The 20530-nt window shown below is 73.3% G+C and carries 17 protein-coding genes; 4 read left to right on the top strand and 13 right to left on the bottom strand.

Translation table 11 applies throughout. The features are described 5' to 3' along the window. The first annotated feature begins 2 nt into the window (after positions 1-2). Both ACH414_RS07705 and ACH414_RS07700 read left to right on the top strand, forming a co-directional pair. On the top strand, positions 3-2102 hold the full coding sequence (locus ACH414_RS07705; protein WP_398941178.1) for a TPM domain-containing protein: 2100 nt from the start codon (positions 3-5) through the stop codon (positions 2100-2102). A 40-nt stretch (positions 2103-2142) separates the two neighbouring features. After that, positions 2143-2850 (top strand): PspA/IM30 family protein, encoded by a 708-nt coding sequence (locus tag ACH414_RS07700; protein WP_382547720.1) that lies wholly within the window; start codon positions 2143-2145, stop codon positions 2848-2850. A gap of 217 nt (positions 2851-3067) precedes the next feature. Here ACH414_RS07700 and ACH414_RS07695 read toward each other — a convergent pair whose 3' ends face one another. From ACH414_RS07695 to ACH414_RS07670, 6 genes are all read right to left on the bottom strand, one after another. After that, complete coding sequence (locus ACH414_RS07695) at positions 3068-5674, bottom strand: SpoIIE family protein phosphatase (RefSeq protein ID WP_382547722.1); 2607 nt, start codon at positions 5672-5674, stop codon at positions 3068-3070. A 144-nt stretch (positions 5675-5818) separates the two neighbouring features. Then, on the bottom strand, positions 5819-6241 hold the full coding sequence (locus ACH414_RS07690; protein ID WP_382547724.1) for an ATP-binding protein: 423 nt from the start codon (positions 6239-6241) through the stop codon (positions 5819-5821). A 109-nt stretch (positions 6242-6350) separates the two neighbouring features. Beyond that, positions 6351-6806 carry a (deoxy)nucleoside triphosphate pyrophosphohydrolase gene (locus ACH414_RS07685; protein ID WP_382547726.1) on the bottom strand — a complete coding sequence of 152 codons (456 nt, stop codon included), beginning with the start codon at positions 6804-6806 and terminating at the stop codon, positions 6351-6353. 47 nt (positions 6807-6853) lie between these two features. Then, positions 6854-7033, bottom strand: coding sequence for an SPOR domain-containing protein (locus ACH414_RS07680; RefSeq protein WP_386566011.1), 180 nt, complete (start codon positions 7031-7033; stop codon positions 6854-6856). A 155-nt stretch (positions 7034-7188) separates the two neighbouring features. Then, positions 7189-8898: a purine-cytosine permease family protein gene (locus tag ACH414_RS07675; RefSeq protein ID WP_382547730.1), complete on the bottom strand. Its 1710-nt coding sequence runs from the start codon at positions 8896-8898 to the stop codon at positions 7189-7191. Positions 8899-9055: 157 nt separating this feature from the next. Continuing rightward, a complete protein-coding gene (locus tag ACH414_RS07670) occupies positions 9056-9808 on the bottom strand; it encodes a GntR family transcriptional regulator (RefSeq protein WP_382547732.1) in 753 nt (250 codons plus the stop codon). Between the two features lie 186 nt (positions 9809-9994). On the opposite strand from ACH414_RS07670, the gene ACH414_RS07665 reads away from it, so the two are divergent. Beyond that, positions 9995-11326, top strand: coding sequence for a glycoside hydrolase family 18 protein (locus ACH414_RS07665; RefSeq protein ID WP_391769533.1), 1332 nt, complete (start codon positions 9995-9997; stop codon positions 11324-11326). 70 nt (positions 11327-11396) lie between these two features. On the opposite strand, the gene ACH414_RS07660 is transcribed toward ACH414_RS07665, so the two are convergent. Both ACH414_RS07660 and ACH414_RS07655 read right to left on the bottom strand, forming a co-directional pair. Next, positions 11397-12581 carry a DUF4190 domain-containing protein gene (locus ACH414_RS07660; protein ID WP_398941173.1) on the bottom strand — a complete coding sequence of 395 codons (1185 nt, stop codon included), beginning with the start codon at positions 12579-12581 and terminating at the stop codon, positions 11397-11399. 184 nt (positions 12582-12765) lie between these two features. Then, positions 12766-14343: a S8 family serine peptidase gene (locus tag ACH414_RS07655; RefSeq protein WP_382547737.1), complete on the bottom strand. Its 1578-nt coding sequence runs from the start codon at positions 14341-14343 to the stop codon at positions 12766-12768. A gap of 176 nt (positions 14344-14519) precedes the next feature. Between ACH414_RS07655 and ACH414_RS07650 the strand changes: the two genes are divergently transcribed. After that, a complete protein-coding gene (locus tag ACH414_RS07650) occupies positions 14520-15662 on the top strand; it encodes a pyridoxal-phosphate dependent enzyme (RefSeq protein ID WP_382547739.1) in 1143 nt (380 codons plus the stop codon). 11 nt (positions 15663-15673) lie between these two features. On the opposite strand, the gene ACH414_RS07645 is transcribed toward ACH414_RS07650, so the two are convergent. From ACH414_RS07645 to ACH414_RS07625, 5 genes are all read right to left on the bottom strand, one after another. Beyond that, a complete protein-coding gene (locus tag ACH414_RS07645; RefSeq protein WP_398941170.1) occupies positions 15674-16156 on the bottom strand; it encodes a cupin domain-containing protein in 483 nt (160 codons plus the stop codon). Between the two features lie 64 nt (positions 16157-16220). Further along, positions 16221-16973, bottom strand: coding sequence for a DUF4232 domain-containing protein (locus tag ACH414_RS07640; protein WP_382547743.1), 753 nt, complete (start codon positions 16971-16973; stop codon positions 16221-16223). A 106-nt stretch (positions 16974-17079) separates the two neighbouring features. Continuing rightward, positions 17080-18591, bottom strand: a complete 1512-nt coding sequence (locus ACH414_RS07635; protein ID WP_398941168.1) for a pyridoxal phosphate-dependent decarboxylase family protein — start codon at positions 18589-18591, stop codon at positions 17080-17082. After that, on the bottom strand, positions 18588-19571 hold the full coding sequence (locus ACH414_RS07630) for an EamA family transporter (RefSeq protein ID WP_398941166.1): 984 nt from the start codon (positions 19569-19571) through the stop codon (positions 18588-18590). The genes ACH414_RS07635 and ACH414_RS07630 overlap by 4 nt, the downstream gene beginning before the upstream one ends. Next, a complete protein-coding gene (locus ACH414_RS07625) occupies positions 19568-20530 on the bottom strand; it encodes a quinone oxidoreductase family protein (protein WP_382547748.1) in 963 nt (320 codons plus the stop codon). Before ACH414_RS07625 ends, ACH414_RS07630 begins: the two co-directional genes overlap by 4 nt.

The raw sequence follows: 20530 nt of genomic DNA, 5'->3' as shown, positions 1-20530 counted from the left end.
CTGTGACGCGAACAGCCACCCGAGCCCTGCTCGCGGTGCTGGTGGCGGCGTGGTGGCTGGTCGTGCCCGCCGTCCCCGGCGCCCGCGCCGACGACCCGGTCACGCTGTCCCGCGAGGGGCAGATCACCGACCGGGTCGGAGCGCTGGGCGACCGGCGGCCCGAGGTGGTCTCGGCCCTCGACGCGCTCTACGACGCCCGCCGGGTGCAGCTGTTCGTCGTGTACGTACGCGACTTCTCCGGCCGTCCCGCCCAGGGCTGGGCCGACGCGACCGCCGAACGCAACGGCCTCGGCCGCGACGACGTGCTGCTCGCCGTCGCCACCCACGACCGGCAGTACGGCTACTCCGCCGACCCCGACTCGCGCTTCACCCAGGCCCAGCTCGACGACGTGGCACGGACCGCGATCGAACCGGCGCTGCGGCAGAACGACTGGGCGGGTGCGGCGATCGGCGCCGCCGACGGCTACGCCGCCGTGCTCGCGGGTCAGCCCGTCCCCACCCCGGCGATCACCCCGGGCGCCGCCGATCCCGGCACCGGGTCCGACGCCTCCCCCTCGGCGACCGACCTCGTCCTTCCCGTCGTGCTGCTCGGCGGCGCCGGTGCCGTGGCGGCGTACGCGTACACCAGGCGCCGCCGCGGAACCGCCGCCCGCACCGCTCCCCGCGGTGCCCCGGACGGCGGGCGGCGCTGGGGCGCCTCCACGGCGCCCGCGCAGCCGTCCCTGGCGGAGCTCGACGGCAAGGCCCGGCAGGCGCTGGTCGCCACCGACGACGCCGTCCGCACGAGCAAGGAGGAGCTGGGCTTCGCGAGCGCCCAGTTCGGCGACGAGGCGGCCGAGCCGTTCACCGAGGCGGTCCGGTACGCGGAGGCCGAGCTCACGGCCGCGTTCCGGCTGCGCCAGCGGCTCGACGACGCGGTGCCCGAGGACGACGCGACCCGCCGCTCGATGCTGGAGGAGATCCTCGGGCGCTGCGCGGACGTCAACGCCCGGCTGGACGCCGAGTCCGCCGGCTTCGACCGGCTGCGCGCCCTGGAGCACAACGCCCCGCAGGCGCTGGCCACCGTCGAGGCGGCGTTCCGGGAGCAGGCCGGGCGGATGACCTCGGCGGAGGGCGCGCTCGTCGCCATGCGCGAGCGGTACACCGAGTCCGCGGCGGCCCCGGTCTCCGGCGACCTGGAACAGGCCAAGGACCGGCTCGTGTTCGCCACCTCCACCGTCAACCGGGCCCGGCAGCTGATCGACGACGGGGACAACGGCGGCGCGGCCGTGCAGATCAGGGCCGCCGAGGGCGCCGTGGACCAGGCGGCCCGGCTGATCGAGGCCGTGGACCGGCGGGCGAAGGAGCTGGCGGAGGCGGTGGGCGGCCTGCCGGGCGCGCTCGCCGAGACCGAGGCCGACCTGGCGGACGCCCGCGGGCTGCTCGAAGGCACGGCGGAGCACGTGTCGACGGCGGATCTGCGGGGCCGGATCGGCCGGGCCGAGGCGGTGCTCGCCGCGGTGCGCGGGGCGGTGGACTCCGGGCGGTACGACCCGATCGACGCGCTGCGCCGGGTCGAGGAGGCGGACGCCGCCCTGGACGAGGCGCTGGAGGGGGCGCGGGAGCGCGAGTCGGGCACCCGGCGCGCGCGGGCGCTCCTGGACCAGGCCCTGCTGACGGCCCGTTCCGCGGTCGGCGCGGCCGGCGACTACATCACGACGCACCGCGGCGCGGTCGGCTCCGAGGCCCGCACCCGCCTCGCCGAGGCCCAGCGGCGGCTCGACCGGGCGACGGGTCTGGCCGAGGGCGACCCGCAGTCGGCGCTGTCCGAGGCGCAGCAGGCGGACGTGCTGGCCCGCCGGGCCCAGGAGCTGGCCGAGCAGGACGTACGGACGTACGGGAACCCGAACGGGCTCGGCGGGACGACCGGGACGGTGGGCGCCGGCGGGGGCGGGCTCGGCGGGGCGGTGCTCGGCGGCATCATCCTCGGCGGCCTGTTCGGCGGCGGCCAGGGTGGCGGCGGGCGCGGGGGCGGCTTCGGGGGCGGTGGCTTCGGCGGTGGGCCCGGCAGCTTCGGCGGCGGGGGCACACGCGGCCGGCTGGGCGGCGGCGGGCGCTTCTGACCGTGCGCTCCCCTCGTGACAACCCGCAAGGAGACCGAGCATGAGCAAGCAGACCATCCTGGGCCGGGTCGCCCAGCTGGCGAAGGCCAACATCAACGCGCTCCTCGACCAGGCGGAGGATCCGCAGAAGATGCTGGACCAGCTGATCCGCGACTACTCCGCCAACATCACGGAGGCGGAGGAGGCGGTCGCGACGACCATCGGGAACCTGCGCCTGCTGGAGCAGGACCACCGGGAGGACGTGGACGCGGCGAAGGAGTGGGGCGAGAAGGCGCTGGCGGCGAGCCGCAAGGCGGACGAGCTGCGGGCCGGCGGGCAGTCGGCGGAGGCGGACCGCTTCGACAACCTGGCGAAGGTCGCGCTGGGCCGCCAGCTCCAGTCGGAGAAGGAGGCGCGGACGGCGGAGCCCACGATCGCCGCGCAGACCGAGGTGGTGGAGAAGCTCAAGGGCGGCCTCGACCAGATGAAGGCCAAGCTGGTCGAGCTCCAGGCCAAGCGGGACGAGCTGGTCGCGCGGGCGAAGTCGGCCCGGGCGCAGAACACGATGATGGACGCGGTGAAGAACATCGACGTCCTGGACCCGACGAGCGAGCTCAGCCGCTTCGAGGAGAAGGTCCGCCGCGAGGAGGCGAAGGCGCTGGGCAAGCAGGAGCTCGCCGCCTCCTCGCTGGACGCCCAGTTCGAGCAGCTGGACGCGCTGGGCGACCAGGCCGAGATCGAGGCCCGGCTGGCCGCGCTGAAGGGCTGACGATCCGAAGGGCTGACGATCCGAAGCTCTGACAGCCTGAAGGACTGAAGGACTGACCGCCTGACGGCCTGACGGACTGAAGTTCTGATGGCCTGAAAGGCTGAAGGGCTGAAGTTCTGACGGCCTATACGGCCTGTACGGCCTGTACGGCTGAAGGACTGGAGGGCTGAGCTCCCCGGGCCCCCTCTCTCCCCCCCGGGAGCGGTGGGCCCGCTGCTCAGAACATGCTGAGCAGCTGGTCCACCGTCGGCTCGGCGAGGCCGTCGCCGTCCGGCAGCGGCAGTTCGAACCAGACCGTCTTGCCGCGCGGGGTGCGGCGCGAGCCCCAGGCTGCGCTGAGCAGCCCGACCAGTTGCAGTCCGCGGCCGCCCTCGTCGGTGTCCTTGGCCCGGCGGCGGCGGGGCTGGACCAGGCCCGCGTCCCACACCTCGCAGACCAGGGTGCGATCGCGCAGCAGCCGCAGCCGGATCTCCCCCTCGCCGTAGCGCAGGGCGTTGGTGACGAGCTCGCTGACGAGCAGTTCGACGGTGTCGACCAGGGGCTCCAGCTCCCAGGCGGTCAGCTGGGCCCGGGCCAGCTCGCGGGCCCGCCCGACGGAGCGGGGCTCCCTGGGCAGCCGCCAGTCCCCCACCGACTCGGCGGGCAGTCCCTGGATACGGGCCATGAGCAGGGCGATGTCGTCCTCGCCGTGCCGGGTGTCGAGGGTGCTGAGGACGTGGTCGCAGACGTCCTCCAGGGGCCGGCCGGGGTTGGCGAGGGCGCTGCGGAACGCGCTCAGGCCCTCGTCGAGCGGATGGTCGCGGGACTCGACGAGCCCGTCGGTGTAGAGGGCGAGCAGCGCGCCCTCGGGCAGCTCGACCTCGACCTCCTCGAAGGGCTCCCCGCCGACGCCCAGCGGCATCCCCGGCGGTACGTCGAGGAGCAGGGCCTCCTCGCCGGGTTCCACGAGCACGGGCGGCAGGTGGCCCGCGTTGGCGAAGGTGCAGCGCCGGGTGACGGGGTCGTAGACGGCGTAGACGCAGGTGGCGAGGTACACCTCGGAGAGTTCCGGGCCGCGGGCCTTGTGGGCGCGGCCGGACTGCTGGGCGCCGACGGGGGCGCCGAGACCGCGGGCGATCTCGTCGAGGTGGGACAGCACCTCGGCGGGTTCGAGGTCGAGCTGGGCGAGGGTGCGCACGGCGGTGCGCAGTTCGCCCATGGCGACGGCGGCGCGCAGTCCGCGGCCCATGACGTCGCCGACGACCAGGGCGGTGCGGTGGCCGGGGAGCTGGATCACGTCGAACCAGTCGCCGCCGACCTCGGTGGCGGCGGTACCGGGCAGATAGCGGCAGGCGATGTCGAGGCCGGCCGCCTCCGGGTCGCCGGGCGGCAGGAGGCTGCGCTGCAGGATGAGGGCCCGCTCGTGTTCGCGCCGGTAGAGGCGGGCGTTGTCGATGCAGACGGCGGCGCGGGCGGCCAGCTCGACGGCGAGGGCGCGGTCGCGTTCGCCGAAGGGTTCGCTGCCCTTGGCGCGGGAGAACTGCACGAGTCCGACGACCGTGTCGTGGGCGACCATCGGGACCACGAGGGTGGACTGGACGAGGCTGCCCTCCGCGCCTGGCACGGTGCGGATCCGGCCGGTGCGCAGGGCGCCGGCGCACGGCGAGTTGAACGGGTAGCGGTGGACGGAGCCGACCTCGATGGGGCCGGTGTCGCAACAGACCTCGCCGTCCGCGCCGGTGGCCCGCTCCGGCTCGTCGTCCTGGGCGGAGCGGGGCCTGCCGACCCGGACCCGGCTGTCGGAGACGGCACTGGCGACGGCGACCCGGCGCAGCTCGGCACTGCCCGCCCCGTAGCCGACGTCATGGGAGCTGCCCAGGCGGCCGGGCGGGGCCTCGTCGCCGGTGAGCAGTCCCTGGTAGAGGTCGACGGCGGCGAGGTCGCAGAAGCCGGGGACGGCGACGCCGAGGAGCTCGCGGGCGGTGGCCTCCAGGTCGAGGGAGTTGCCTATGCGGGCGCCGGCCTCGTTGAGCAGGGCCAGGTTGCGGCGGGCGTTGGCGGCCTCGCGGGCCGCGTTGTGCCGGCGGGTGACGTCGATGCCGAGTCCGGCGACGCCGACCGGGCGGCCGGAGCCGCTGTGCACGCGGTAGAGGTTGACCGACCAGTGGCGGCGGTCGGTGGAGCCGGGGGCGGCGCCGACGATCTGCAGGTCGGCGACGGACTCCCCGGTCTCCAGCACCTTGCGCAGTGCGGCGGCCATCCGGTCGGCCTCGGCCCGGGGCAGGTAGTCGTGCACGGTCCGGCCGCGGTGGTCGTCGGCGGAGCCCCCGAAGACCGTGGCGAAGCGCCGGTTGGCGCGCTTCACGGTGAGGTCGGTGCCGAAGAGGAGGAAGCCGAAGGGGGATTGGCCGAAAATGGCCTGTGAGGCGGCGATGTCGGTCTCGATCCGGCGTAGGGCGCGCACATCCACGACGATGCAGAGGGCGGCCCGCTCCCCGCGCTCGGTCTCGCTCGGCATCACGTACAGCTCGGCGATGCCGTTCGGCCGCTCCTCGCCGGGGATGCGGAACGGGACCAGGCCCGTCCACTCCTTGCCGTCGAGGATCTCGCGGACCCTGCGGTGTCCGCGCGCCCGCAGGTCGGTGGGCATGAAGGCCTCGACCGGATCCTTGCCCCTGGCCTCCTCGGCGGTCACGCCGAAGAGCTCCGCGGCTCGTCTGCTCCACTGGTCGACGAGCCCGTCGGGGCCTATCGAGAAGGAGGCGACCCGGATGTAGTCATAGATCGACCCGGGCGGGCTGCTCTGCCACACGACACCGCTCGCCGTCTCAGGTATCTCGCTCACGCGACCGTCCCCTCCAGCTCACCGCACCGGACCGGCCATGACGGCAGTATTCAGCACCATCGGCCCCGTCGGCACGACGTTCACGATCACAGGGTGGTCTCGTTCGTTTCCGGCCGAGGCCCGCTGATCGTCGTCCCACCCTCTTTACTCACCAGGGAGAGCCAGCTCGAACCACACGGTTTTCCCCGTCCTGCCCGCGCGGGTGCCCCAGCGGCGTGCGGAACAGGCCACGAGCTGGAGGCCGCGGCCGCCCTCGTCGTCGGGTCCCGCGGGCCGTTCGGTGGGGCCGTCCGGAAGCGGATCGGAGACCTCCACGAGGAGGGCGGGGCCCCGCGGGCGCCCGCCCCCTTCGGCGGGGAGGCGCACCAGCCGTACGCCGATGGGCCCGGACGCATAGCGCAGGGAGTTGGTCACCAGCTCGCTGACCAGCAGGACGGTCACATCGCCGATCACCGCGTCGAGCCGCCAGGCCCTCAGGGTGTCCCGCACCGCGTGGCGGGCCGTGCGCACAGCGTTGGCCTCCGCCGGAAAGTGCCACTCGGCGCAGTCGCCTTCGGTGTCGATCACGAGGCCCACGTCCTATTTCGGGGGGTTATTCAGGACATACCCGATATTCGGAGTGGGTTATCCCGCCGATTGGCGGGGGCAGCGCACGGTGGTACGAACGGCGTAGGAGTCAGCCGCGCGCGCCGTCCGGCGGGCTCGCGGGCAGCAGTCGGGCGGCCTCGGCGACGGCCGGGCGGTCCTGGTCGAGCCAGTCGACGGAGTCCAGCTCGTGGCGGGCGAGCCAGCGCAGCCGGTCGTGGTCCTCCAGCGGCCGCGGCTCGCCGGAGAGCAGCCGGGCGGTCCACACCCGCAGGACGTATCCGGGCTTGAGCGGCCATTCGCCGGGGATGCGCTCGCCGGGCTCGGTCTCGACGCCGAGCTCCTCGCGCAACTCCCTGACCAGGGCTTCCTCGGGGGTTTCCCCCGGCTCCAGCTTGCCGCCGGGCAGCTCCCAGCGGCCGGCGAGCTCGGCGGGGGCGCTGCGGCGCGCGGCGAGCAGCCGCCCCTGGTCGTACAGCGCCCCGGCGACGACCACGACGACGGGGGCACGCTCGGGCGGGGCGGGGCGGGAGGGGTGATCGGTCATGGGGCGGAGCGTAACCCGGGCGGCCTCGACGACCGCCCGGGCAGGGGTCAGAGGGCGGGCGAACCGATCCGCTCGACCCAGTAGAGCTGCTTGTGTCCGCGGTCGTCGAGGCTGTCGGCGATCTTCTGCGCCTCGGCCTCCGTCGCGTACCGACCGACGCGATAGCGGTTGCCGTTGTCGTCCTGCCGTATGACCAGCCAGGGAAGGACGGGGCCGCTGTCGCTCATCGGGCTTCTCCCTCCACCGGTCCGGCCGTGTCCAACGATCTCCAGGAAACCGCAATCCGCATATGCCCGAGCTTACGCCTGACCTTTACACAGCGGATACGGGTTTTCACGAAGAGATATGTATCTGGCCGGTAACCGGCGGAGGGAGGCCGGTGTCACGCTCCGGGCGCCGCCCTGGGGACGGTCGGCACCGGCATCAGCACGGACCCGGCCGCCCCGGGATCCTTGCGGCAGAGGTCCCCGCACTCGGCGTCCAGCGAGCAGCACAGCGAGCAGACGGGTCCGCCGTGGGCGGGGCAGTCGGCGATGTCCGGCAGCTCGTACGCGGTCGCGCAGACCCCGCACTCGTGGGTGGCGCGCTCGTCGGCGACCGCCACGCCCGGTCCGTTCACCGGGTTCGGCCTGGCCAGGTAGTACTTCCCCCGGGTCGCCCAGGCGATGAGCGGGCAGAGCACGAGGGCGAGTCCGGCGGCGATGAAGGTGGAGAAGGCCTCCGCGTAGCTGCCGAAGAGTCCGAAGAAGGCGAGGATCGAGACGGCCGAGGCGATCGCCATGGCGCCGAAGCCGGCCGGGTTCACGGCGTACAGATAGGCCCGCTTGAACTCGATGTACGGCGGGCTCCAGCCGGCCCGCTTGTTGATGACGAGGTCGGCGGCGACGGCGGCGATCCAGGCGATGCCGACGTTGGAGTAGAACCCGAGCAGCTTGCCCAGGGCCGCGAACATGTTCATCTCCATCAGCGTCAGCGCGATGGCGAGGTTGAGGAAGATGTACCAGACCCGGCCCGGGTGGCGGTGGGTGATCCGGGAGAAGAAGTTCGACCAGGACAGCGAGCCGCTGTAGGCGTTGGTGACGTTGATCTTGATCTGGGAGACGATCACGAAGAGGGCCGCGGCCGGCAGCGCGAAGGAGCCGAGCCAGGGCCTCAGCGCCTCGATCTGCGGGGCGATCGGCTCCAGGGCGTGGGTCTTGCCGACGGCCTCCAGGGCGACGAAGGCGAGGAAGGCGCCGCCGAGCTGCTTGGCCGCGCCGATGACCACCCAGCCGGGTCCCGCGGCGAGCACGGCGAGGTTCCAGCGCCGCCGGTTCTCCTCGGTCTTGGCGGGCATGAAGCGCAGGTAGTCGGCCTGTTCGCCGATCTGGGCGATGAGGGAGAGGGCGACCCCGGTGCCGAGCCCGAAGCCGATCCAGGAGAAGCCGGAGCCGGCCCCCTCGGTGCCGCCGAAGGAGGCGAAGGCGCCCCAGGCCTCCGGCGCCTCGAAGGCGAGGACGAGGAAGGGCAGCACGAGGCCGACGATCCACAGGGGCTGGGTCCATGCCTGCACCTTGGCCAGCGCGCCCATGCCGCGGAAGACGATCGGGATCACGATCAGCGTGGTGACCAGGTAGCCGATCTCGACGGGCAGCCCGATGGCCTGGTGCATGGCCTGCGCCATGATCGAGCCTTCGAGCGCGAAGAAGATGAAGGTGAAGGAGGCGTAGATCAGCGAGGTGAGGGTCGAGCCGAAGTAGCCGAAGCCGGCGCCGCGGGTGATGAGGTCCATGTCCAGGCCGTAGCGGGCGCAGGCGCGGGCGATCGGGATGCCGGTGAGGAAGATGACGGCGGCGGCGGTGAGGATCGAGGCGAGACCGCTGGTGAAGCCGTAGGTGAAGACGATCGAGGCGCCGATGGCGAAGTCGGCGAGATAGGCGATGCCGCCGAGCGCGGTGCCGGCGACGGTCGCGGGCGACCAGCGCCGGAAGGAGTGGGGCGCATAGCGCAGCGAGTAGTCCTCGCGGCTCTCGTCGGCGGCCAGCGCGGCATAGCGGCGGCGGGGCGGCGGGGCGGGCGCCGAGGTCCCCGGCGGGGTGACCGTGTCCGTCATGAGGGTGCTGACTCCTGTCGTCCGACCGGATTGCGGGTACGGAGCAGGAAGGTAGGAGCCGGGCGTGACGAACCGTCGGGGCGCGCGGTTGCCCCGGCGTTACGGGAGTGGCCACTCCGTCAACTCGGTGTGAACACTCCCGGACACCGCGTACCGCTCAGCGCACCGGGAGGTGGTAGGCGATCCGATAGCGGTCGGCGGGGACGACGACGTCCGCGGTCTCGACCGCCAGACCCGAGGCGTAGTACGTGCGCTCGACGACCATCACCACGTGGCCGGGGACGCCGCCGAGGGTCAGCAGCTCCTCCGCGAGGCCCGGCCGGGCGCCGACCTCCTCCACCACGTTGTCCACGACCACGTCGATCGCGGCCATCCGCTCGACCACACCGCAGCCGCCCAGCGGCCCCTCCTCGGGGAGCATGACCGGCGTCCGGCCGGTGACCGAGAGCGGCTCCCAGGAGGTGGAGATCATCATCGGCTCGCCCGCGTCCCGGTAGACGTAGCGCGTGCGCATCACCCGCTCCCCCGGCTCGATGCCGAGCCGGGCGGCGACCTCGGCGCTCGCCGGCTCCTGCTCGCTGTTCGACTCCCAGGTGCCGCGGGCCCCCTCGGCCGCCTGCTCCTGACGGAACGGGGTGGCGCCCGAGGCGGGGCGGTAGCCGGAGCGGGCGATGCGGCGGGGCACCGGCCGCTCGCGCACATAGGTCCCGGAACCCGAACGGCCCTCGACCAGGCCCTCGGCCATCAGGACCTTGCGCGCCTCCAGTGCGACGGTGTCCGACACCCCGTACTCCTCGCGGATGCGCGCCTGCGAGGGGAGCCGGGTGTGCGGAGGAAGCGAGCCGTTGGCGATCTTCTCCCGGAGATCGCTCGCCACACGCAGATAGGCGGGCTGCTCACCGAACGTCACTGGACACTCCCCTCAGGTTGACTTACAGCTACAGAGTGACAACCGAGGGTGCGCGACCGCAAGCATGGGCCAGAGTTTCACTCGAAGTGATGACTTGCCTTTACGCGGGCCCTTGTCGCAGGTATAGCCACCGAACTCCCGTCGGAATCCTTGACGTTGATGGTCCAGACCAATACGTTCCGGCTCATGCGTCGCAGAACCCTTTCGCGGATGTCCGTCGCCGCCCTCTCCCTCGGCCTCCTCGCCGCCCTCGCGCCCGCCGCGGGCGCGGTCCCCACCCACGACAAGCCCGCCGGCCCCGCGTACAAGCGCGTGGGGTACTTCACCCAATGGGGCGTCTACGGACGCGACTTCCAGGTCAAGGATCTGGAAACGAGCGGGACGGCCGCCCGGCTGAGCCACGTCAACTACGCCTTCGGCAACGTCAGCGCCGAAGGGAAGTGCTTCACCGGCAACGTGCCCGGCGAGGCCGACGCCTGGGCCGACTACGTGCGCCCGCTCGACGCGGCCGACTCGGTCGACGGCGTCGCCGACACCCCGGACCAGCCGCTGGCCGGCAACTTCAACCAGCTGCGCGAGCTCAAGGCCGCGCACCCGGGCCTCAAGGTCATGATCTCGCTGGGCGGTTGGGGCTGGTCGACCCACTTCTCGGACGCCGCCCGCACCCCCGCCTCCCGCAAGGCCCTCGTCGCCTCCTGCATCGACCTCTACATCAAGGGCAACCTGCCCTCCGACGGCGCCCGTGGCGGCGCGGGAGCCGCCGCGGGCCTCTTCGACGGCATCGACATCGACTGGGAGTGGCCCGGCTCCGCGGGCGACACCGACACCGTCTTCCGGCCGGAGGACAAGCAGAACTTCACCGCCCTGGTACGGGAGTTCCGCACCCAGCTCGACGCCTACGCGCGCACCCTGAAGAAGCACCGGCACTACGAGCTGTCGGCGTTCGTGCCGACCGCCCCCGCCAAGATCGACGCGGGCTTCGAGGTCCCGAAGATCATGCGCGACCTCGACTTCGTCAACCTGCAGGGCTACGACTTCCACGGCAGCTGGGAGTCGACCACCGCCCAGCAGTCCGCGCTCTTCGCCCCGCGCGGCGACTTCAGCGTCGACCAGACCGTGAACGACTGGCTGCGGCGCGGCGCGCCCGCGCGCAAGCTGGTGGTCGGGATGCCGTTCTACGGCCAGGGCTGGACCGGCGTCACCGGCGGCGGCGACGGCCTCGGCCGGCCCGCGACCGGCCCCGCGACCGGCACCTGGGGCGCCGGCTCCGAGGACTACGAGGCCCTGAAGCGGCTCGCCGGATCGGGCGGCTACACGGTGCACCGGGACCTGCGGGGCGGCCACGCCTGGCTGTTCGACGGCACGACCCTGTGGACGTACGACGACCCGCGGGTCCTGCGTACCAAGTCGGCCTACGTACGGGCCAGGGGGCTCGGCGGTGCGATGTTCTGGTCGCTCGACGGGGACACCCCTGACGGCGAGCTGATCACCGCGGTGGACGGCGTGCTGGGACGCTGATCCGCCGCCCACGCGGACGGACGGGGCCCGGTCCCGCAGAGGACCGGGCCCCGTCGTCGGCGGCCGGAGTTCAGACCTCCTCGCCGCCGTCGGCCCGGGTGTCCGCGAGGTCCAGCGCCTGGCGGGACGGGGACTCGATCTCCGGGTCGAGCGCGTCGTAGGCCGCCTGGTACTCGGCCCAGAACGCCTCGTCGTCCGCGGCCGTGGCCAGCCTGTGCCACTTCTTCGCGGCGGCGTCGAGCTTCTTCACCAGCTCGGCCACGGGCTGGACGGCGGGGGCCGGCCAGCGGCGCGTGCGCAGCCCCTGGCTCTCCTCCGTGACGGCCGTGAAGACCTGCTGGGCCCACTCCTTGTTGGCGTCGAGGTCGACGTCGGCGTCGTCCTCGGGCTCCTCCAGCACGGCGTCGTCGATCGCGTTGACGGCCAGCAGGAAGGCGTGCTGGTCGGCGTTCAGGGTGAAGCCGTCGCGGCGCAGGGAGCCGGAGAAGCGCTCCTTGTCGGTGCCGTAGACGCAGGTCACCGTGCGGTCGCCGCCGCGCCAGGAGAGGCTGCTCGGCGGGTAGTAGTAGGTCGCCACCGTGTCCGGGACGGCCCAGCGGTCCAGGGTGTACCCGTCGTTGATCTCCTGGCAGCGCTCCTCGGCGAGGCCCACGAAGACCTTCTCGCCGGGCCACTTGGCGTAGCCGGTGACCTTGAAGCTGCCGGTGACCTCGCCCTCGTGCGGCTTCTTGCAGTCGATGACCCTGACGTCCTTGGTGGACGACTCGATCTTGCCCGGCACGTCGAAGCACTCGCCCTTGCGCAGCTCGAAGGCGGACTTGGAGGAGGAGGCCTCGTCCATGCCCTCCTCGAAGCCCTTCCAGAACTCGGCGAAGCCGCCGGTCGCGAAGCCGAGGACGACCAGGAGGCAGCTCACCGCGGACAGGGCTATGCCGGCGATGGCGAAGCCCTTGCCCTTCTGCTGCCGCTTCCTGATCCGGGGCAGGGCGACCAGGCCGAGGATCAGGCCGAGGGGCGGCAGACAGCAGACGACGCCGGAGACGAAGGAGGCGATGGCCAGCCCGCTGGTGCCGGGCGGCGGCTGCTGGGGCACCCCGTACGGGCCGCTGCCGCCGACTCCCGGAGGCCCGTAGGGGCCGCCGTACGGACCGTAGGGCCCCGGCGAGGAGTACGGTCCGGGGCCGCCGTACGGTCCGGGGCCGCCGTGCGGGCCGGGTGCGGCGGGCGGCGGCGTCGGGGGCTGGGACGGGTCCACGAGTGCGGGGCTCCTGATCGGGGCGGCGGTACGGGCAATCGAACGGGCGCGCGCATCGTACCGGGGCCCGGGGACGGCGTGAGGGGCGGTCGCCGGACCGGCGACCGCCCCTCACCCTCGTTCAGGGGTGCTCAGGTGCTCAGGTGTTTCCGGGGATTCCGGGGATTCCGGGGTTTCCGGGGTTTCAGAACTGCAGCGCCCAGGAGTCGATCTTCCCGGTGTCGTAGTTCGCGTTGTCCGTGACCCGGAGCTTCCAGGTGCCGTTCGCGACCTCCGAGGAGGCGTTGACGGTGTAGGTGGTGTTGATGTTGTCCGCGCTGCCGCCGGTGCCGAAGGCCTTCAGCGTGTACGCCGAGCCGTCGGGGGCTATCAGCTGGACCTGGAGGTCACCGATGTAGGTGTGCACGATGTTCACCGGCACCTGCAGGGCGGACGGCGCGTTGCCCGAGACGCCGCTGACGGTCACCGGGGACTCGACGGTCGCGTTGTCGTTGATCGCGTAGTCCGTGGTGTTCTCGAACTTCGGGCCGGTGGGCGGCGGGGTGGTGCCGCCGCCGACGTACAGCAGCCGGTTCGGGGAGCCGGTGCCGGGGCTGGTGACGACGTTCGGGGTGGCGGCGTTCACCAGCGCGGTGGCGACCGCGGCGGGGGTGGCCGTCGGGTTGGCGCCCAGGTAGAGCGCGGCGGCGCCGACCACGTGCGGGGTCGCCATCGAGGTGCCCGAGATGGTGTTGGTCGCCGAGTCGCTGGTGTTCCAGGACGAGGTGATGGACGAGCCGGGGGCGAACAGGTCCAGGCCGCTGCCGTAGTTGGAGTAGCTGGCCTTGGCGTCGCTCGACGTGGTGGCGCCGACCGTGATGGCCTCGGCGACCCGCGCGGGCGAGTGGTTGGCGGCGTTGTCGGTCTCGTTGCCGGCGGCGACGCCGTAGGTGACGCCGGAGGCGATGGACCGGCGCACGGCGTCGTCGAGGACGGAGTCGACCCCGCCGCCGAGGCTCATGTTGGCGACGGCCGGCTTCACGGCGTTCTGCGTCACCCAGTCGATGCCCGCGACGACCTGCTCGGTGGTGCCGGAGCCGGAGTTGTCGAGGACGCGGACGCCGACGATCTTGGCCTTCTTGGCGACGCCGTAGGAGGAGCCGGCGACGGTGCCGGCGACGTGCGTGCCGTGGCCGTGCCCGTCCTGCGCGGTGTTGTCGTTGTCGATGGCGTCGTAGCCGTAGGAGGCGCGGCCGCCGAAGTCGCTGTGGGTGATGCGGACGCCGGTGTCGATGATGTACGCCGTGACGCCCTGGCCCGCGCTGTCCGGGTAGGTGTAGCTCTGGTTGAGCGGCAGCGCCTTCTGGTCGATGCGGTCGAGACCCCAGGACGGCGGGGAGGGCTGGGTGCCGTCGATGTGGAAGACGCGGTTCTGGCTGACCTTCTCGACGGCCGGGTCGGCGGCGAGCTTCCTGGCCTGCGCCTCGGAGAGCTCGATGGAGTAGCCGTTGAGGGCCGCGGTGTACGTCCGCTTGATCTTCGCGCCGAACTTCGTCGCGATCGCCCGCCCCTGCGCGGTCTCCGCCTGGGCGGCGGACTCGCGGAGGGTGACGATGTAGCTGTTCGCGACGGTCCCTTCGGCCCCGGCGTTCAGGATGACGCCTTCGGCGGCGGTTCCGGCGGCGGTGGCCGGTACGGCGGAGAGGGAGCCGAGCGCGAGGGCTGCGACGGCTATGGCGCTCGCGGCGGCCAGCCTGCGCCGGGAATCACGCATCACGGACATGTGAGGGGTCCTCCTCATTGGTGGTGCGTCGCTGTGGGGGTAGGCAGGGACATGACAAACAGCCCTGGAGATCCAGGCCCTTCGTCATGTCCGGGTGCCGAGCGAAAGATTGGCGGATCCATAGGAATCACACAAGAGTTCCGAGCGCCCCGACACACGCCCGCCACACCGCTGCCATGCTGACGCGCATGACCGCCTATGTGTGCCCGCGCTGCCGCGTCCACGCCCCCGCGTCCGCTCTCACCTGGTGTTGTCCACGCTGCCGCGGCCCCTGGGACCTGGAGTTCACCGCGGCACCCGTGTCACTCGCGTCCCTCGCGTCACGTGTGAATTCCTTGTGGCGTTACGAGGAGGCCCTGCCGCTCGCCACCGCGGCCGCCCCGGCGCCCCAGGCGTCCCGGGTGACCCTCGGGGAGGGCCGCACCCCACTGGTCCCGCTGACCGGGACCGGACGCGGCACCGTTTCGGCCAAACTCGACTTCCTCATGCCGACCCTGTCCTTCAAGGACCGCGGCGCCGTGATGCTCGCCGAACTCGCCCGCCGCCTCGGGCCCGAGACCGTGATCGCCGACAGCAGCGGCAACGCGGGCACGGCGGTCGCCGCGTACTGCGCGCGGGCCGGGCTCGACTGCGCCGTGTACGTGCCCGAGGGGACCTCCCCCAAGAAGCTGGAGCAGATCCGCGCCCACGGCGCCCGTACGGTCGTCGTCCCCGGCGACCGCGAGGCGACGGCCCGCGCCGCCCGCGCCGCCGCCGACGAACCCGGCGTCTTCTACGCCTCGCACGTCTTCAACCCGCACTTCCTGCACGGCACGAAGACCTATGTGTACGAGCTCTGGGAGGAGGCCGGCGGCCGGCTCCCCGACACCCTCGTGCTGCCCGTCGGCAACGGGACGCTGCTGCTCGGCGCGGCCCTCGCCGTCGAGGAGCTGTACGGCCACGGGCTCGTCGAGCGGCGCCCCGCCCTCGTCGCCGTCCAGGCCGGGGCGGTCGCCCCGCTGGCCGCCGCCTTCCACGCCGGGGCCGCGGAGCCGGCCGCTCCCGCCGCCGTCCGGCCCACCCTCGCGGAGGGCATCGCCATCGCCGCCCCGCCGCGGGCCGCGCAGATCCTGAGCGCGGTCCGCGCCTCCGGCGGCACCTTCCTCACCGTGACGGAGGAGCAGATCCGGGCCGCGCAGCTCGACCTCGCCCGGCGCGGTCTGTACGTCGAGCCGACCGGGGTCGCCTGCTGGGCCGCCGTCCGCGCCGCCCCCGAACGCCCCGGCACGACGGTCCTGCCGCTGTGCGGGGCGGGGGCGAAGACCGGACTCGCCGCCTGAGCGGCGGCGGCTCAGTCGGTCCAGAAGGTGTCGTGCTTCAGGAAGAAATCGGCGCGCTCCTCCTCGGTCATCCCTGCGACCGTCGACACCTTCTCGAAGTACTCCTCGCGCGGCGCACCGGGCGCGAACAGCAGGAGCATGGAGGCCACGTCGTCCGAGTCGTTGCGGAAGGCGTGCAGCCCGCCGGTCGGCACGTAGACGGAGTCGCCCTTGCGCGCGTCGACCCAGCGGGCCCCGTCGAAGATCCGCACCGTCCCGTCGAGGACGAAGAAGGTCTCGGAGATGGTGCGGTGGAAGTGGGTCGACGGGCCGCCGGCCCTGGCGGTCATGTCGATCCGGTAGAGGCCGAACTCGCCGCCGGTGGAGGCGGTGGTGGCGAGGTAGTGCGTCCGCGTCCCGTTCGGGGAGACCAGCTCCGGGGCGGTGTCGGCGGACCGGTAGGCGGCGCTGATCTCGCCCTGCTCACCGCGGTAGCGGACTTCGGGGTACGACATGGGGGCCTCCGTGAAGTGATCGTTCTCGACCCCCTGTTCGTATCAGAGCCGAACCCCGGACCCCTCAGAACTCGTCGGCGCCGTTGCGGAGCTCGTACGTCCAGTAGCCGGTCTTCGCGGCGGCCTCGTCGACGGCCAGGCCGCCCGCCGGGGCCTTGACGACGACGCTTCCCTCGGCGGGGTCGGAGCCCGCGAAGAGGTTCACGTTGAAGCTGGTGACGACCTTGTTGTCCTCGTGGGCGCCGCCGAGCGCGATCCGCACGTTGGCGTACGCGGGGGCGCCGGGGCGCAGCACGACCGGGGCGGCCGGCTTGCTCTTGGCGACGGCCGGCACGTCCTTGGCGGTCTGGATCGCGCCGAACGCGATCAGCGGGTAGCCGTCGAGGCGGCAGGTGCTGCCCGAGGTGTTGGTGGCCGTGAGGGTGATGTGCTCGGTGGGCGTCTCGTCGGCCTTCGCCGCCGTGATCCGCACGTCGCCGTAGGCGCAGGAGCGGGCGCCGGCCGCGGACGTGCCGGTGGAGGCGCTCTGCGCGGAACCCTTCGAGGCCCCGGTGCCCGAGCCGCTGCCGGAGCCCGTCGTGCCGCCGGTGGTCGAGCCCTTGGTGGCGGTGCCGCCGGTCGAACCGCCGGTCGTGGAGCCGCCGGCCGAACCGCCGGTCGTGGCGGCGGCGCCGGCCGCCGCCTGGTGCTGCCCCTGGGCGGGCGCGGCGCCCTCGTCGCGGGTGCCGGCGTCGCCGCCGCCGCAGGCGCTGAGGCCCAGCGAGAGGACGGCGGCGGCGGTGACGGCGAGGACGGTGTTCTTACGCTGGGTACGCATGGTGGTTCCCCCGTTGAGCTTGACGGTCGGTCGGTCCGCCGGCCCCGCTTCCGGTGCCGGCACGACCTACCCTCCCGTCCTGCCCTGGCGTCCTGCTTGCGTACCGCTAACGCCCCGCTGCCGCTTCCCCGGCGAGCCCCCGGGCCGCGGCCACGACGTCCGCGAGCAGGGCGTCGATGTCGTCCTCGGTCGTCGTCGGGTTGAGGAAGACCAGCTTCAGGTGGACCCGCGGGGTGCCGTCCGGTCCCGCGATCTTCGTCCGGGCCAGCAGCGCGCGGCCGTCCGTCATCAGTCGGCGGCGCACCGCGGCGTTCCAGGCGCTCTCGTCGTCCACGTAGGCGCCCTCGCCGGGGACGCAGCGGAAGATGACGGTGCTGAGCAGCGGGTCCGCCACGAGCTCCAGGCCGTCGGTGGCCGCGATCCGGCCCGCCGCGTACCGCGCCTGCTCGTGGCAGGCGTCCACCCAGGCACCCATGCCCTCGCGGCCGACGGTGAGCAGGGTGGCGGCCATCTTCAGGGCGTCGGAGCGGCGGGTGGTCTGCAGGGAGGTGCCCAGCAGGGCGGTGAAGCCGAGGGCCTCGTCGTCGGACGGGTTGAGGTAGACGGCCTGCTCGTCGAGGCACTCCATGTGGCGCTTGTCGCGGACCACGATCACGCTCGACGAGGCCGGCACCCAGCCGAACTTGTGCAGGTCGAAGGCGACCGAGTCGGCCCGGTCGAGGCCGTCGAGGAGCGGGGCGAGCTTCGGCGAGAACAGCGCGCCGATGCCGTACGCGGCGTCGACGTGCAGCCAGATCCCGAACTCGGCCGCGAGGGAGCTCAGTTCGGGCAGCGGGTCGAAGGAGCCGTGGTCGGTGGTGCCGGCCGTGGCGACGATGGCGACGGGGACCTCGTCGGCCTCGAAGCCCTCGACGATCCGGCGGGCCTCGTCGGCGAGCATCCGGCCCCGGTCGTCCACCGGCACCTTCACCACGGCGGACCGGCCGAGCCCGAGGAAGCCGGCGGCCCGCGCGACCGAGAAGTGGGCGGCGGCCGAGCACAGGATCCGGGGCCGGACCGGGCGTCCCGCGAGACCCGTCGCCGACACCTCGCCGGTGTCCTTCAGGGCACGGTCCCGGCTGAAGAGCAGGCCCATCAGGTTCGAGATGGAGCCGCCCGGCGTCAGGGTGCCGCCCGCCCCGGGGCCGAAGCCGACCCAGGAGGCCATCTCCGCGATCAGCCGCCGCTCCAGTTCCAGCGCGAACGGGCCGCTCTCCCAGGCGTGCAGCGACTGGTTGAGCGAGGCGGCGAGCAGCTCCGCGGCGGCGGACGCGGCCGTCGGGGCGCACTGCATCCGGGCCACGGCCGAGGGGTGCGTCAGGTCGACGGACCAGCGCGCGTACGCCTCGAAGAGCTCCGTCACCCGCTCGGCGCTGGGCTGCTCGGCGAGGAAGCGCCCGCCGTCGAGCACCTCCCCCACCGCGGCCACCGCCGCCTCCGGTCCGCCGGGCGCGACCGGGCCGCCGCGCTTGAGCGAGGCGTCACCGAGGGCGCCGAGCGCCGCGTCCAGGAGGCTCCTGAGCTGCTCCAGGCCCTCGGGACGGCCCGCGAGCGCTGCGTTGCTGCCGGTGGAGATCATGACTTGTCGGTTCCTTCGGTGAGGGTGGAGGGAGCGGGCGGGGCCTGTCGGGAGGCCGAGGACCTGCGGGAGCCGCGGATGACGCCGATCGAGGCCGCGACAACCGCGACGAGACCCGCCACCTGGGCCGGGGAGAGGGTCTCGCGGAGCACGAGGAGGGCGACCAGCGCGCCGATCGCCGGCTCCAGGCTGAGCAGCACCCCGAAGACGGTGGCCGAGACCCGGCGCAGCGTCTCCATCTCGCAGGTGTAGGGGACGAGCGAGGACAGCATGGCGACGCCGAAGCCGAAGGCCAGCACCTCGGGCCGGGCGAGCGCCCCGGCGCCCTCGGCGAGTCCCGCCGGCAGCGAGCACAGCGTGCCGAAGGCCATGGCGAGGGCGAGTCCGCCGCCGCCCGGCAGCACCTTGCCGACCCTGGCCGACAGCGGCACGTACGAGCCCCAGAAGACCGCGCAGGCCAGCGCGATCAGCAGACCGGTCAGGCCGGCCGCGCCGCCCTGCCAGCCGAGCAGCGCGATGCCGAGGGCCGCGAGCACGATCCACAGCCGGTCCGCCGCACGGCGCGAGGACAGTCCCGCGACGGCGAGCGGGCCCGCCATGCCGACGGTCAGCGCGACGCCGACCGGCATCCGGGCCATGGCCAGGTAGAAGCAGATGTTCATGCCCGCGATGGCCACGCCGAGCGCGGCCACCGCGCCCGCCGTGCGCCGGTCCAGGCGCGCGGAGGGCCGCCACCACAGCAACAGCACGAGGGCCGAGAAACCGAGCCGCATCAGGGTCACGGAGGCCGGGCCCACCGTGCCGAACAGCTGCTTGGCGAAGGCCGCGCCCAGCTGGGTGCTGACCATCCCGACGAGCATGAGCACGGGCGCGGGGACCACACCGATGCCGAAGCCCCTGCGGCCGGTGGCCGGGGCCGGGGCCGTCTCCGCGCGTACGCCCACGCCCGTCGGCGCGCTCGTTCCGATGTCGACACTCATGGCGTCAGCAGCACCTTGCCGGTGGTGCCGCGGCCCTCGAGCAGCTCGTGCGCCCGAGCCGCCTCGGCCAGCGGCAGCCGGGCCCGCACCTCGGGGCGGACGACGCCCTGGGCGACGTAACGGAAGAGCTCGGCCGCCGCCGCGCGCAGCGAGCCGGCGTCCGGCACGTGGTCGGCGAGGGTGGGGCGGGTGAGGTAGAGCGAGCCGTTGGTCCGCAGCAGCTCCACGTCGATGGGCGGTACGGGGCCGCTGGACAGGCCGCAGACGACGAGGGTGCCGCGGCGGCGCAGCGCCTTGACGCTGGTCTCGAAGGTGGCCGCGCCGACCGAGTCGTAGACCGCGTGCGCGCCCTCGCCGCCGGTGAGTCCGCGCACGGCCTCGTCGAAGTCCTCGTAGGGGACGGCGTGGTGGGCGCCCGCGGCGAGCGCGGTCTCCCGCTTCTCCTTGGTCGAGGCGACGGCGACGACGGTCGCGCCCCGGTGCGCGGCCAGCTGCACGAGCAGCTGCCCCAGGCCGCCGGCGGCGGCGAGGACGACGACGGTCTCGCCGGACGCCACGGGATGGGTGGTGTGGCTGAGGTAGTGCGCGGCCAGGCCCTGGAGCAGCACGGCCGCCGCGTCGTCCAGGGTCACGGCCTCCGGGACGGAGACCAGCTTGGCCGCCGGGACGGCCGTGTACTCGGCGTAGGCGCCGAGCTGGGTCGCGTACGCCACCCGGTCGCCCGGGGTGATCTCGTCGACGCCCTCGCCGACGGCGGTGACGATGCCGGCCGCCTCCTGTCCGGGGACGAGCGGGTACGCGGCCGGGTAGGTGCCGTTGCGGTAGTAGACGTCGATGAAGTTGAGGCCGATGGCGGCGTTGCGGACGACGACCTGGCCGGGGAGGGCGGTCGGTTCGGGCAGCTCGGCGAGGGTGAGGGCGGAGGGGGCACCGGCCTCGGTGACATGGACGGCTCGCAT

The sequence above is a fragment of the Streptomyces sp. NPDC020422 genome (assembly GCF_044386705.1).
Classification (GTDB): Bacteria; Actinomycetota; Actinomycetes; order Streptomycetales; family Streptomycetaceae; genus Streptomyces.
This window is presented reverse-complemented; position numbering and strand designations above follow the sequence as displayed.